Origin of the sequence: Amnibacterium sp., assembly GCF_036559085.1 — a bacterium.
Lineage (GTDB): Bacteria > Actinomycetota > Actinomycetes > Actinomycetales > Microbacteriaceae > Amnibacterium.
The window spans coordinates 17,141-31,257 of the sequence record NZ_DATBTU010000005.1; the positions used below are offsets into that span (position 1 = coordinate 17,141).

12 protein-coding genes are annotated in these 14,117 nt (G+C 72.1%); 2 read left to right on the top strand and 10 right to left on the bottom strand.

What is annotated here, in order from left to right:
* Positions 1-84: 84 nt before the first annotated feature.
* Positions 85-1,521: an NAD(P)H-quinone dehydrogenase gene (locus tag VIG76_RS00275; RefSeq protein WP_331949821.1), complete on the bottom strand. Its 1,437-nt coding sequence runs from the start codon at positions 1,519-1,521 to the stop codon at positions 85-87.
* Between the two features lie 55 nt (positions 1,522-1,576).
* On the opposite strand from VIG76_RS00275, the gene VIG76_RS00280 reads away from it, so the two are divergent.
* Positions 1,577-2,422, top strand: a complete 846-nt coding sequence (locus VIG76_RS00280) for a purine-nucleoside phosphorylase (RefSeq protein ID WP_331949823.1) — start codon at positions 1,577-1,579, stop codon at positions 2,420-2,422.
* Positions 2,419-4,053: a phospho-sugar mutase gene (locus VIG76_RS00285; RefSeq protein ID WP_331949825.1), complete on the top strand. Its 1,635-nt coding sequence runs from the start codon at positions 2,419-2,421 to the stop codon at positions 4,051-4,053. The genes VIG76_RS00280 and VIG76_RS00285 overlap by 4 nt, the downstream gene beginning before the upstream one ends.
* A gap of 166 nt (positions 4,054-4,219) precedes the next feature.
* On the opposite strand, the gene VIG76_RS00290 is transcribed toward VIG76_RS00285, so the two are convergent.
* From VIG76_RS00290 to VIG76_RS00330, 9 genes are all read right to left on the bottom strand, one after another.
* Positions 4,220-4,501, bottom strand: coding sequence for a PTS sugar transporter subunit IIB (locus tag VIG76_RS00290; protein ID WP_331949827.1), 282 nt, complete (start codon positions 4,499-4,501; stop codon positions 4,220-4,222).
* A 1-nt stretch (position 4,502) separates the two neighbouring features.
* Positions 4,503-5,618: an adenosine deaminase gene (locus VIG76_RS00295; RefSeq protein WP_331949829.1), complete on the bottom strand. Its 1,116-nt coding sequence runs from the start codon at positions 5,616-5,618 to the stop codon at positions 4,503-4,505.
* Between the two features lie 42 nt (positions 5,619-5,660).
* Positions 5,661-6,956 carry a thymidine phosphorylase gene (locus VIG76_RS00300; protein ID WP_331949831.1) on the bottom strand — a complete coding sequence of 432 codons (1,296 nt, stop codon included), beginning with the start codon at positions 6,954-6,956 and terminating at the stop codon, positions 5,661-5,663.
* Between the two features lie 9 nt (positions 6,957-6,965).
* The gene (locus tag VIG76_RS00305) at positions 6,966-7,379 is read right to left on the bottom strand and encodes a cytidine deaminase (protein WP_331949833.1); all 414 of its coding nucleotides are present in this window, start codon (positions 7,377-7,379) and stop codon (positions 6,966-6,968) included.
* Positions 7,376-8,650, bottom strand: a complete 1,275-nt coding sequence (locus VIG76_RS00310; protein ID WP_331949835.1) for an ABC transporter permease — start codon at positions 8,648-8,650, stop codon at positions 7,376-7,378. The genes VIG76_RS00305 and VIG76_RS00310 overlap by 4 nt, the downstream gene beginning before the upstream one ends.
* Positions 8,647-9,930 carry an ABC transporter permease gene (locus tag VIG76_RS00315; RefSeq protein ID WP_331949837.1) on the bottom strand — a complete coding sequence of 428 codons (1,284 nt, stop codon included), beginning with the start codon at positions 9,928-9,930 and terminating at the stop codon, positions 8,647-8,649. Before VIG76_RS00315 ends, VIG76_RS00310 begins: the two co-directional genes overlap by 4 nt.
* On the bottom strand, positions 9,927-11,441 hold the full coding sequence (locus VIG76_RS00320) for an ABC transporter ATP-binding protein (RefSeq protein WP_331949839.1): 1,515 nt from the start codon (positions 11,439-11,441) through the stop codon (positions 9,927-9,929). Before VIG76_RS00320 ends, VIG76_RS00315 begins: the two co-directional genes overlap by 4 nt.
* 95 nt (positions 11,442-11,536) lie before the next feature.
* A complete protein-coding gene (locus VIG76_RS00325; protein ID WP_331949841.1) occupies positions 11,537-12,643 on the bottom strand; it encodes a BMP family lipoprotein in 1,107 nt (368 codons plus the stop codon).
* 144 nt (positions 12,644-12,787) lie between these two features.
* The gene (locus VIG76_RS00330) at positions 12,788-13,939 is read right to left on the bottom strand and encodes a mannose-1-phosphate guanylyltransferase (protein ID WP_331949843.1); all 1,152 of its coding nucleotides are present in this window, start codon (positions 13,937-13,939) and stop codon (positions 12,788-12,790) included.
* Positions 13,940-14,117: the final 178 nt, after the last annotated feature.

A 14,117-nucleotide genomic window follows, 5' to 3' on the forward strand; every position in this document is an offset into this window, starting at 1 on the left:
CGACACGCCGCGCCGTGGCGCCGACGGGCGGCGTGTCGTCCGATTTCTCCGGAACGGCGCGATTGGGGTGGGCGCGACGCGGCGTCAGGCGACGATGTGCATGGCCCGCGCGGCGTCCGTGATGGCGCCGGACAGCGAGGGGTAGACGCTGAACGCTCGGGCCAGCTGGTCGACGGTCAGCCGGTGCTCCACCGCGAGGGCGATCGGCAGGATCAGCTCGCTCGCCCTCGGCGCCGCGATCACGCCGCCGATGACGGTGCCCGATCCGGTCCGCGCGAAGAGCTTCACGAACCCGTCGGTGAGCCCCTGCATCTTGGCGCGCGGGTTCTGGCTCAGCGGGAGCTTGTAGATCTCGCCCTGCGCGATGCCGTCCTCGATCTGCCGCTGGGTCCAGCCGACCGTCGCGATCTCGGGCTGGGTGAAGACGTTCGAGGCCACGTTGCGCAGCTCGAGCGGCGTGACGGCGTCGCCGAGGGCGTGGAAGACGGCCGTGCGCCCCTGCATGGACGCGACGGATGCGAGCGGCAGCGCGGTCGTGCAGTCCCCCGCCGCGTAGACGGCGGGCTGCGAGGTGCTGGCGACCCGGTTCACCCGGATGTGCCCGGAGGGTGCCAGCTGCACGCCGGCCTCCTCGAGCCCGATGCCCGCGGTGTTCGGCACCGAGCCGACGGCCATGAGGCAGTGGCTGCCGCGGATCTCGCGGCCGTCCGACAGCAGCGCGACGACGCCGTCGCCGTCCCGGCGCACCGAGGTGGCGCGGCTGCGCGAGAGCAGGTGCATCCCGCCGCGCGTGAAGACGTCCTCGAGCACGGCGGCCGCATCCGCGTCCTCGCCGGGCAGCACCCGGTCGCGGCTCGAGACGAGCGTGACCTCGCTGCCGAGCTGCATGTACGCGGAGGCGAACTCGGCGCCGGTGACGCCGGAGCCGACCACGATGAGGTGCTCGGGCACCTCGTCGAGCTCGTAGAGCTGCGTCCAGGTGAGGATGCGCTCCCCGTCCGGCATCGCGGACGGCAGCTTGCGGGGGCTCGAGCCGGTGGCGATGACGACGGTGTCCGCCTCGATCTCGTCGAAGTCGTGCGCGGTCCTGCCCTTCCCCGTCGAGACGATCACGCGGCCGGGTGCGTCGAGGCGCCCCTCGCCCGCGACGATCCGCACGCCCGCCTGCTCCAGGTTCGTGCGCATGTCCTCGGACTGCTGGCGGGCGAGCGCCCGCACCCGCCGGTTGATCACGCCGAGGTTGATCGCGATGTCGGGGCGGCTCGCGCGGCCGGCCGCGTTCGGGACGGAGAACTGCACCCCGAGGTCGCCGGCGGACGCGATCGCGTCGGTCGCCTCGGCGGTCGCGATGAGCGTCTTCGACGGCACCACATCGGTGAGCACCGCGGCGCCGCCGACCCCGACCCGCTCGACGAGCGTCACGTCGGCGCCGAGCTGGGCGCCGGCGAGCGCGGCCTCGTAGCCGCCGGGGCCGCCGCCCACCACGGCGATCCGCTGCTTGCGATCGAACTCGTAGGGCATGCACGACATTCTGGCGGCTCGGCAACGCTCATCCGTCGCTCCTAGGCTTGACGACATGGCCGAGCCCTCCCTCGACGACCTCGAGACCCCGCCCACCGCCGTCGCCGAGCTGGCGGCCGCCGCGCTGGCCGAGCGCACCGGCGTGGTGCGCCACGACATCGCCCTGACGCTCGGCAGCGGATGGGGCGAAGCGGCCGAGCGCCTCGGCCGCACCGTCGCCGTCGTGCCGGCCGAGGAGGTGCCGGGCTTCACGCGATCCGGCGTCCCCGGCCACTCCGGCACGCTCACCTCGATCGAGCTCGAGCACGGCCTCCACGCGCTCGTGATCGGCGCCCGCACGCACTTCTACGAGGGGCGCGGCGTCCGCCGGGTCGTGCACAGCGTCCGCACCGCGGCCGTCGCGGGCGCCCGGGTCATGGTGCTCACGAACGGGGCGGGCGGCATCCGTCCGCATTGGAAACCCGGCACGCCGGTGCTGATCGAGGACCACATCAACCTGACCGCCGCGTCGCCGCTCGAGGGGGCGACGTTCGTCGACCTCACCGACCTCTACTCGCGTCGGCTCCGCGGGATCGCGCGGCAGGTGGATCCGACCCTCGACGAGGGCGTCTACGTGCAGTTCCGCGGCCCGCACTACGAGACCCCCGCCGAGGTGGCGATGGCGCGCACCATCGGCGGATCGATCGTCGGGATGTCGACCGCGCTCGAGGCGATCGCGGCCCGCGAAGCCGGCATGGAGGTGCTCGGGATGTCGCTCATCACCAACCTGGCGGCCGGCATCCAGTCGACGCCGCTCAGCCACGCGGAGGTGCTCGCGGCCGGCAAGGAGGCGGAGGGCCGCCTCGCCGACCTGCTCGCGCGCATCGTCGCGGCCGTCGCGACCGACCTGGCCGCGGCATGAGCGGCGACGTGCGCGCCGCGGCCGAGGCCTGGCTGGCGATCGATCCCGACCCGGATACGCGTGCCGAGCTGCAGGCGCTGCTCGACGCCGACGACGAAGCCGCCCTCGCCGACCGCTTCGGCGCCCGGCTCGAGTTCGGCACGGCGGGCCTCCGCGGCCCGCTCGGTGCGGGACCGAACCGGATGAACCGGGTCGTCGTGATGCGCACCTCCGCGGGCCTCGCCCGCTTCCTCGCGACGCGCACCGACCGGCCGACCGTGGTCGTGGGCCATGACGCCCGGCACAAGTCGGACCGGTTCGCCCGGGACGCCGCCGAGGTGCTCGCCGCGGCCGGCGTCGAGGTGACCCTGCTCCCCCGCGCCCTGCCGACCCCGATCCTCGCGTTCGCGGTCCGCGACCTCGGCGCGAGCGCCGGAGTCATGATCACCGCCTCCCACAACCCGGCACCCGACAACGGCTACAAGCTCTACCTCGGGGATGCGGACGCCGGCTCGCAGCTCGTGAGCCCGGACGACGCGCGCGTGCTCGCCGAGATCGACGCGGTGGCCGCCGAGGGCGGTCTGCCGCCGACCTCGCGCGAGGTGACTATCGCCGGCGAGGACTTGATCGGCCGCTACATCACCGCGACCGCGCGCCTGGCGGACGGGGTACGCGGCGACATCCGCTGGGTCTACACGCCGATGCACGGCGTGGGCCTCGCCAAGGTGCGGCAGGTCGTCGCGGCCGCGGGGCTGCCGCAGCCGATCGTCGTGCCGTCGCAGGCCGAGCCGGACCCCGACTTCCCGACCGCGCCCTTCCCGAACCCCGAGGAGCCCGGCACCCTCGACCCCGCCTTCGAGGCGGCGCGCAGCTCGCGCGCGGCTCTCGCGCTCGCCAACGACCCCGACGCCGACCGGCTCGCCGTCGCGGTCCCCGACGGCGACGGATGGCGGCGGCTCAGCGGCAACGAGACCGGCCTGCTGCTGGGCTGGACCATCGCCTCGCAGGCGCACACCGCCGGTGGCACGCTCGCCACCTCGATCGTCTCGACACCCGGCCTCGCCCGGATCGCGGACCACTTCGGGTTCGCGTACGCGCAGACGCTGACCGGCTTCAAGTGGATCTCCCGCGCGCCCGGGCTGCTGTACGGCTTCGAGGAGGCCCTCGGCTACCTCGTGGATCCGAAGACGGTCCGCGACAAGGACGGCGTCTCCGCGCTCGTCGTCGTGCTCCGCGAGGCGGTGCGGCTGGCGAACGAGGGGCGCACGATCGAGGACCGGCTGGCCGACATCGAGGCAGCGATCGGCCGCTTCGACTCGGATCAGATCTCGCTGCGCGTGCAGGACCTGGACGAGATCACCGCGATCATGACGCGGCTCCGTGAGCGGCCTCCCGCCGCGGTGGGGTCGCTGAGGGTGGAGTCCGTGAACGACCTGCTCGACGGATCCGACGGCCTGCCGCCGTCCGACGTGCTGCGGTACACCCTTGCCGGCGGCGCGCGCCTCGTGGTGCGGCCGAGCGGCACCGAGCCGAAGCTGAAGGCCTACCTCGACGTCTGGTCGGACGCCGCGACGCCCGAGGAGCGGCGCGCGGAGACGGACGCGAAGCTGGCCGCCCTCCGCGACGGCGTCCACGCCCTCCTCGCCGGCTGACGACCCACCCGGCCGACAGCCGGGCTGTTGCCACTTTCTGCGACCTTGAGGCGCTCAAGGTCGCAGAAAGTGGCAACCGTCAATGGGCCATCACCCCTCACGGGTTGCCACTCGTGGCGACTTCCCGAGCGAAGAAGTCACCACCAGTGGCGACTCCCGGACGGAGTCAGTCGCCGAGGGCGTCCGAGAGCTTCTCGGTGAGCTCCTCCTGGTCGAGGATGTTCTGCACCACGATGATCTGCGCGTAGGTGCGGCCGATGTGCTTCACGTGCTCAGGCGTCGCGAGGATCACCTGGGCGTCCTCCGCGAGCTCCTGCACGTGCTCCACGTCCGTCGCCACGACCTCGGCGTCGATGCCGAGGCGCGCGAGCACCCGGGAGGCGGAGACCCGCAGGATCTCGCTCGTGCCGACCCCTGCGCCGCAGATGGTCACGATCTTCACCGTCACGTCAGATCGCCTCGAATCCGCGGGTGAGGGTGTCGCCGAGCTCGTCGCGGTCCTCGAGCGGCAGGAACGCCGCCTCGGCCGCGTTCAGCTGGAACGTGAGCAGGTCGTCGAGGTCGTAGTCGAAGGCCTCCGTGAGCAGCGAGAGCTCCTTCGAGAGGCTCGTGTCGCTCATCAGCCGGTTGTCGGTGTTCACGGTGACCCGGAAGCCGAGCTGGTAGAGCAGGTCGAACGGATGGTCCTCGAGCCGGTCGCCCCACGCCGCGATGGCGCCGGTCTGCAGGTTCGACTGCGGCGAGAGCTCGAGCGGGATCTGCCGGTCGCGCACCCAGCGCGCCAGCCGTCCGACGGTGACGTACGAGTTCTCCTGGTCCTCGCGCTCGAGCACGAGGTCCTCCGCGATCCGCACGCCGTGCCCGAGCCGCAGCGCGCGCCCGTCGACGAGGGCCGAGCGGATGGAGTCGAGCCCGTCGGCCTCGCCCGCGTGGACGGTGACCGGGAAGCAGTGCTCGGCGAGGAACTCGAAGGCGAGCCGGTGCCGCGAGGGAGGGAAGCCGGCCTCGGCGCCCGCGATGTCGAAGCCGACGGCGCCGCGGTCGCGGTGGCGCAGGGCGAGCTCCGCGATCTCGAGCGCCCGGTCGTTGTGCCGCATCGCGGTGACGAGCTGGCCGACGCGGATGGCACGGCCCTCCTGCCGCACGGCTTCGACGCCCTGCTCGAGCCCCGCCTGCACGGCCTCGACGGCCGCATCGAGCGTGAGGCCGGCGCTGAGGTGCTGCTCGGGCGCCCAGCGCACCTCGCCGTACACGACGCCGTCGGCGGCGAGGTCCTGCACGTACTCGCGGGCGATGCGGGTGAGCGCCGGGGCGGTCTGCATCACCGACGTGGTCACGTCGAAGGTCTTCAGGTAGTCGACGAGGGAGCCGGAGTCGGCGTGCTCGTGGAACCAGGTCGCGAGCGACGCGGGGTCGGTCTCGGGGAGCTCGACGCCCGTCTCACCGGCGATCTCGACGATCGTCGCGGGGCGCAGCGCCCCGTCCAGGTGGTCGTGCAACGACACCTTCGGCAGGCGCGCGGCATCCACGTCGTTCCACAGCAACCACGGCGAAGCCCCCGACACGGTCCTCAGGCTACCGGGCGCGGAGGTCGCGCGCCCGCCGGTTCACGAGGCGGCGATGCGGCCGGCGACGAGGGGACCCTCGGGCACCGCCGTGCCGGCCGGGGCGATGCGGTGCGCCTCGCGGAGCATCGCCTCCGCCCGCGGGAACCGGGCCGGCTCATCGGTGAGCAACGTCGCGAGCGGCTGGCCCGCCGTCACGCGGTCCCCGGGCTTCGCGTGCAGGAGCACGCCGGCGCCGTGCTGCACGGGATCACCCTGGCGGGCGCGGCCGGCCCCGAGCCGCCAGGCGGCCACGCCGACGGCCTTCGCGTCCTGCTCGACGAGCACGCCGTCGGACTCGGCCGTGACCACGGTGCGCTCGCGGGCCTCCGGCAGCGGCGCGTCCGGGTCGCCGCCTTGCGCGGCGATCATCCGCCGCCAGACGTCCATGGCGCGGCCGTCGTCGAGCGCGGCGGCCGGATCCGCGTCGGGCAGCCCGGCGAGCGCGAGCATCTCCCGCGCGAGGGCCACGGTGAGCTCCCGGACATCCGCCGGGCCACCGCCGGCGAGCACCTCGACGCTCTCGGCCACCTCGACCGCGTTGCCGACCGCGAGCCCGAGCGGCACCGACATGTCGGTGAGCAGCGCGACGGTGGTCACGCCTGCGTCGGTGCCGAGGTCGACCATGGTGCGGGCGAGCTCGTCGGCGTCCTCCCGGCGGCGGAGGAAGGCGCCGGACCCGAACTTCACGTCGAGCACGAGCGCGCTGGTGCCCTCGGCGATCTTCTTCGACATGATGCTCGACGCGATCAGCGGGATCGCCTCGACGGTGCCTGTGGTGTCGCGGAGGGCGTAGAGGCGCTTGTCGGCGGGCGCGAGGTCGCCGCCCGCGGCGCAGATCACCGCGCCGATGTCCGCCAGCTGCGCCCGCATCGCGTCCGGCGTCACGTCCGCGCGCCAGCCCGGGATGGACTCGAGCTTGTCGAGCGTGCCGCCCGTGTGGCCGAGCCCGCGGCCGGAGAGCTGCGGCACCGCCACCCCGAAGGAGGCCACGAGCGGGGCGAGCGGCAGCGTGATCTTGTCGCCGACGCCACCGGTCGAGTGCTTGTCCACCGTGCGCCGGCCGAGGCCCTCGAACGACATCCGCTCGCCCGACGCGATCATCGCGAGGGTCAGGTCGCGGATCTCCCGCCGGTCCATGCCGTTCAGCAGCACCGCCATCGCCCAGGCCGACATCTGCTCGTCGGCGACCACGCCCCGCGTGTACGCGTCGACGAGCCAGTCGATCTCCTCGGTCGAGAGCACGCGGCGCTCCCGCTTGGCGACGATCAGGTCGACGGCGTCGAAGGCTTCGCTCACCGCTCCAAGTTAGCTGGCGTCCTCGTCGCGATAGGCGGCGAGGGTGCGCGGCCCGAACGCATCGGGCAGCACCTCGTCGATCGTGCGGATGCCGCTCACGGTCGCGAGCAGCATCCCCTCGGCCGAGTGCTCGTAGAGCAGCTGCCGGCAACGGCCGCACGGCATCAGGGCCGCCCCGTGCCCGTCGACGCAGGCGAACGCGACGAGCCGCCCGCCGCCGGACATCGCGAGCGCCGAGACCAGCGCGCACTCCGCGCAGAGGGTCAGGCCGTAGGACGCGTTCTCGACGTTGCAGCCGGAGACGACCCGCCCGTCGTCGACGAGCGCCGCGGCACCCACCGGGAACCGCGAGTACGGCACGTAGGCCTTCGCGGCGGCGGCCACCGCGGCCTCGCGCAGCGCAGCCCAGTCGATGTCGCTCATCCCTTGATGTACGGCTTCCCCGCGGCGGCCGGCCCGCGCACCTGTCCGACGAACCCGGCGACCGCGAAGATCGTGACGAGGTACGGCAGCATCAGCAGGAAGTCGCTCGGCACCGGGCTGTTCAGGATCCCGAGCACGTTCTGCAGGTTGCTGGCGAAGCCGAACAGCAGCGCCGCCAGGGTGGCACGTACGGGGTTCCACTGGCCGAAGATGACCGCGGCGAGGGCGATGAATCCGGCGCCGCTCGTCACATCCTTGCTGAACGACGGCACGGCCGCGAGCGTGAAGTAGGCGCCGCCGAGCCCGGCGATCGCGCCCGCGAGCGAGACGTTCCAGAAGCGGGTGCCGGACACGTTGATGCCGACGGTGTCCGCGGCCTGCGGATGCTCGCCCACGGCCCGCAGGCGGAGTCCCCACCGGGTCGCGAAGAGCCCGATCGTCACCGCGGCGACCGCGACGTACATGATGTAGACGATCAGGGTCTGGTCGAAGAGCACCGGCCCGATGATCGGGATCGCCGACAGCAGCGGGATCGCGATCGGCTCGAACTGCGGCGGCGAGTTGAGCGCCGCCGACGCGGGGACGAGGGCCGCCGAGTAGAGGAAGCTCGTGAGGCCGAGCACGAGCACGTTCAGCACGACGCCGACGATGACCTGGTCGACGAGGTACTTGATCGCGAACGCGGCGAGCACGAAGGACACGAGCACGCCGGCGACCATCGCGGCGATCAGGCCGGCGAAGAGGTTCTTGGTCAGCGACCCGACGACCGCGGAGACGAAGGCGCCGGCGAGCAGCTGGCCCTCGATCGCCACGTTCACCACCCCGACGCGTTCGCTGATCACGCCGCCGAGCGCGCCGAAGATCAGCGGGACGGACAGCGCGAGCGAGCCGGCGAGCAGGCCCGGCAGCGGCAGGGTCTCGCCGCTCGTGGCCCAGACGAGCAGCCCGACCAGCATCGCGAGCGCGAACACGATCGGCAGCCAGATCGACTGCCGGCGGCCGCTGCGGGTGAGCAGCACGCTGATGACCGTGCAGACGACGCCGATGAGCACGGTGACGATGCCGGTGCCGCGGGCGGGCAGCACGAGCGGCGGCAGCTGGACGGCGTTCCCGCCGTTCAGGCCGATGGTCGCGCTGCCGGGGCGCCCGAGCACGACGAGCAGCAGCAGGGCGACGAGGGTGATGGCGCCGTACACGATCGGCAGCTTCCAATGGCGCACGGACGAGGCGCCGGTGGCCGTGCCAGGGAGGGCCGCTCCGATGCTCGTCATGCCGCCCGCACCCCCTTCCGGCGCGCGCCGGGCGTGGGCAGCCGGAAGATCGTCCGCACCAGCGGGGGCGCCGCGATGAAGAGCACGATCAGCGACTGGATGACCGAGACGACGTTGAGGTCGACGCTGTTCGCGGCCTGCATGGTGTATCCGCCGTTCTCGAAGACGCCGAAGAGGATCCCGGCCCCGAACACGCCCCAGGGGCGGGAGCGGCCGAGGAGCGCGACGGTGATCGCGTTGAAGCCGATGGAGGCGTCGAAGTCGTTGCCGAACCCACTCGTGGTCTGGCCGAGCACCTGATAGACCCCGGCGAAGCCGACGAGCAGGCCGGAGATCGCGAGCGCCAGGATCGTGATCCGCTTCACGTCGATGCCCGCCGTGCGGGCGGCCGCGGGGTTCTCGCCGACCGCGCGGAGCTTGAAGCCGAGGCTCGACCGGTTCAGGAGCCAGGCGGCAGCGAGCGTCGCGACGATCGCGAGCAGGAAGCCGAGGTTCACCGGGAGCCCGAACAGCGACGGCAGGACCGCGGTGGGCAGCTCTGCGGCCGTCTTCGGGTTGTTCGACCCGGGCGCCTGGAGCACGGGGGTGTGCAGCAGGAAGTCGAGCAGGTAGAACGCGACGTAGTTGAGCATGATCGTGACGATCACCTCGTGCGCCCCGGTCTGCGCCTTCAGCAGGCCCACGATGCCGGCCCAGATCGCGCCGCCGAGCAGGCCGCCGACCACCGCGACGATCAGGTGCAGGACGGGCGGCCCGTTCCAGGCGAAGCCGATCCAGCCGGCGACCGCGCCGGCGATGAGGATCTGGCCCTGGCCGCCGATGTTGAACAAGCCCGCCCGGAAGCCGATCGCGATGCCGAGCCCGGCCGCGATGAGCGGGGTGGCGAACCCGAGGCTCCTCAGGAACGGGCTGATGCCCGCCACGAACGTCGTGGCGGTGAAGTCGTAGACGCCGCCTTGGAACAGCGACGCGTAGGCGCCGCCGACGGACTGGACGATCGCGACGATCGTGTCGCTGGGCCGGGCGAAGAAGTAGCCCGCCGCGGCCTGCACCGCCGGGCTGGTCACGGCGATCAGCACGCCGCCGAGGATCAGCGACGCGACGATCGCGAGCACCGTGATCAGGAAGCTGCCGGTGACGAGGTCGTGCAGGAACCGCTGGAAGCCCGTCCGCTCGGGCTCGGGCGTGGCCGGCGCCGCGGGCGTCTGGCCCGGTTCGAGCGTCAGCTCGTCGTCGCCCGTCTCCGCGACCGGGAGGGTGGTGCCTTCGATGCCGCTCATGCCGCCACCTTCTCCGGGGCCTCGCCCGCCATCATCAGCCCGAGCACGTCGCGGGGCGTGTCCGCGGGCACGATCCCGACGATCCGGCCGCGGTACATGACCGCGATCCGGTCGGCGAGCGCCACCACCTCGTCGAGCTCGGTGGAGATCACCACCACCGGGATGCCGGCGTCGCGCGTCGCGACGATCCGCTCGTGCACGAACTCGATCGAGCCGACGTCGAGCCCGCGTGTGGGCTGGGCGGCGACGAAGAGCCGCAGGTCCCGGGACAGCTCCCTGGCGAGCACGACCTTCTGCTGGTTGCCGCCCGACAGGCGTCCGACGCGCGTCTGGATGCTCTGCGCGCGCACGTCGAACTCGCCGAGCTTCTCGGTCGCGAAGGCGTTCAGGTCGTCGAGGCGCAGCGCACCGAAGCGGACGAACGGCGCACCGTCCGACCGGTCGAGCATGAGGTTCTCGGCGATCGTGAACTCGGGCACGAGGCCGTCGTGCTGGCGGTCCTCGGGCACGAACCCGGCACCGGCGGCGAGGACGTCCTTGACGCTTCGCCCGGTCAGCGGCTTGCCGTCGAGCAGGATGCGGCCGGTCACGTTCGGCTGCAGCCCGAAGATCGCCTCGGTGAGCTCGGTCTGCCCGTTGCCCTGCACGCCGGCGATCGCGAGGATCTCCCCCGCCTTGACGGTGAAGCTCACGCCGTCGACGAGCGCCGCGCCGCCGGGGCCGCGGACCACGAGGTCCTCGACGACGAGGGCGTCGTCGCCGAGGGTCGGCGGCTGCTTCTCGACGGTGAGCTCCACGGCACGGCCGACCATGAGCGAGGCGAGCTCGGTGTTCGTGGCCGTCGGCTGCGCCTCCCCCACGACCTTGCCGAGGCGGACGACGGTGATGCGGTCCGCGACCTCGCGGACCTCCCGCAGCTTGTGGGTGATGAAGACGATGGCGGTGCCGGAGGACTTCAGCTGCCGCATGATCCCCATGAGCTCGTCGGTCTCCTGCGGGGTCAGGACCGCGGTCGGCTCGTCGAAGACGAGCACCTTCGCGTCCCGCGACAGCGCCTTGATGATCTCGACGCGCTGCTGCACGCCGACGGGGAGGTCCTCGACGCGCGCGTCCGGATCGACGTCGAAGCCGAACCGGTCCGAGATGGCCTTGACCGACTCCCGCGCCGCGGCGAGGTCGAGCCGACCGCCGAAGCGCGTCGACTCGTGACCGAGCATCACGTTCTCGGCCACGGTGAAGACGGGGACGAGCATGAAGTGCTGGTGGACCATGCCGATGCCCGCGCGCATCGCGTCGCCGGGGCCCGAGAAGTGCTGGACGGCGTCGTCGAGCAGGATCTCGCCTTCGTCGGGCTGGTAGAGCCCGTACAGGACGTTCATCAGGGTGGACTTGCCCGCCCCGTTCTCCCCGAGGAGGCAGTGGATCTCACCGGCCTCCACGACGAGGTCGATGTGGTCGTTCGCGGTGAGCGGTCCGAACCGCTTCGTGATCCCGCGCAGTTCGAGCTTCACGACGAATGATTCTCCCCCCGCGCAGCGACGCTGGCGAGAACGGGACGGCCCGGTCCCCCGTGAGCGGGGAGCCGGGCCGTCCGAGGCGGGTCCGCCTACTTGGTGAAGGACGAGGGCGACTGGACCTTGATGGACCCGTCGCTGATGCCCTTCTGGATTGCCGTCAGCTCGGCCGGCAGGGTCGACGGGATCTTGCTCTCGTAGTCGTGGAACGGCGAGAGCCCGACGCCGTTGTTCTTGAGCGTCGCGAGGTACTCGGTGTTGTCGAACGTCTTGCCGCTCGCCGCCTGCGTCACGACCGCGTTCGCGGCGGACTGGATGTTCTTCAGGATCGAGACGAGCATCAGGCTCTTGTAGCCCGCGGTGTCGGTGTTGTAGAGGTCCGCGTCCACGCCCTCGAGCACCGCCGGCTTGCCGGACGACTTGATCGCCGCGCCGGCGCCCTGGTAGAGGCTGCCCGCGACGGGGATGACCACGTCGGCGTTCGAGTTGAGGAAGTTCGACGTGATCGTCTTGGCCTTGTTCTGGTCGGTGAAGTTGCCGACGAACGTGCCCTTCTGGGTCTTGACGTCCCAGCCCAGCAGCTTCACGTTCTTGTGCTTCTGCTGGTTGTAGTACGCGATGCCGTCCGCGATGCCGTCCATGTAGATGGTGACCGGCGGGATGGCGAGGCCGCCCCAGGTGGCGACGTTGCCGGTCTTCGAGTACGCGGCCGCGGCGTAGCCGCCGAGGAACGCGGCCTCGTCCGTCTCGAAGACGACGGGCTTCACGTTCGGCGCCTTGATCGAGTTGTCGTCGATCATCGCGAAGTCGGTGCTCGTGCTCTTCGCGGCGGCGTCCTTGACAGCGGCCACGAGGTTGAAGCCGGACGCGACGATGATGTTGCACTTCTGCGAGATCAGGTTCGCGATGTTCGACGCGTAGTCGTTCGCGGTGGCCGACTGCACCTTCTTGTAGGAGGAGCCGATCGTGCCGGCCGCCTGCTGGACGCCCTTGAGCCCGAGCTCGTTGAAGGAGTGGTCGTCGAAGCCGCCCTGGTCGGAGACGATGCAGGGGAGGTACTTGGAGGCGGCCTTCGTGGCCGAGCCGGAGCCCGACGCCGATGACGACGAGGAGGGCGCGGCCCCGCAAGCCGTGAGCAGGGCGAGCACGCCGACGGCGGCGACGCCGCCGAGGCCGAAGCGCGATGCGATTCTGGTCAAGAGATGTCCTTCGTGAGGTCCGGTCGGGGATCGCGGGCTACGCGATCGGGGTCAGGCTAACGGGACGCCGCACCCGGCGCGTCACCCCGGGAAGCGGACCCCGGGATGGTTACGGGACCGAGACGGAACCCGGCGGTCCCGCGGTCAGAGCACGTCGGTGCGGCCGGACAGCTTCAGCGCATCCACGACGCTCTTCACCCGCTGGGCGTGCTCGCTCGTGGTGACGAGCAGCGCGTCCTGGGTGTCGACGACGACGATGTTGTCGACCCCGATCAGCGTGATCAGCCGGTCGCTGTCGGTCACGACGATGCCGCTGGAGGAATCGGCGAGCACGCGCGCGCGGGCGCCGAGGATCGCGAGGTCGCTGCCGCGGCCGCCGGACTGCAGCTTCGCGATCGAGGCGAAGTCGCCGACGTCGTCCCAGCTGAAGTCGCCGGGCACGACCGCGAGCCGGCCGGCGGCGGCCGCCGGCTCCGCGACCGCGTAGTCGATCGCGATCTTCTCGAGCCCCGGCCACACCTGGTCGACGACGGCGCCGCGGTCGGGGGTGTCCCAGGCCTCCGCGAGGCGCCGGAGGCCGCGCACCAGGTCGGGCTTCGTCTTCGCCATCTCGGTCAGCAGCACGTCCGCGCGGGTGATGAACATGGAGGCGTTCCAGAGGAAGTCGCCGGAGTCGACGTAGCCGCGGGCCGTGTCGAGGTCGGGCTTCTCCACGAACCGGTCGACGAGCAGCGCGCTCGGCGCCCCCTCGACCTCGAGGCCCGCGCCGCGCTTGATGTAGCCGAACCCGATCGCGGGCTCGGTCGGCACGATCCCGATCGTCGCGATGTAGCCCTGGTCGGCCACCACGACGGCCTCGACGACCGCCTGGCGGAAGCGGCGGAGGTCGCCGATCACGTGGTCGGCGGCGAACGAGCCGATGATCACGCCCGGCTCGCGGTGCTCGAGGATCGCGGCGGCCAGCCCGATCGCGGCCGAGGAGTCCTTGGGCTCGCTCTCGAGCACGATGTTCCGGTCCGACAGGCCGGGCAGCTGCGCCTCGACGGCGGCGCGATGCGCCCGGCCGGTCACGACCATCACCCGGTCCTCCCCGGCGATCGGCGTCAGCCGGTCCCAGGTCTCCTTGAGCAGGGTCTCCCCCGAGCCGGTCAGGTCGTGCAGGAACTTGGGCGCGTCGGCGCGGGACAGCGGCCAGAGGCGCGACCCGATCCCGCCGGCCGGGATGACCGCGTAGAACCGGTCCACCGCATCCGGCTCGGTGCCGCGGCCCGCCCAGCGCATGGTGCTGTCCGTCATGCGCGCCACTGTAGCGATGGCGGTCGCCGCGCCCCGGATTCCCGGGGTCCGAGGCCGCGGACGGCTCGGGGAACGGGGGCGCGACACGGAGAGCGCCCGCGCCCCCGTTAGGGGTCGGGAGCACGCTTCGGCGGACGTAGGATCGAATCCGATATCGGTTCGAGGAGGCGGTTGTAGC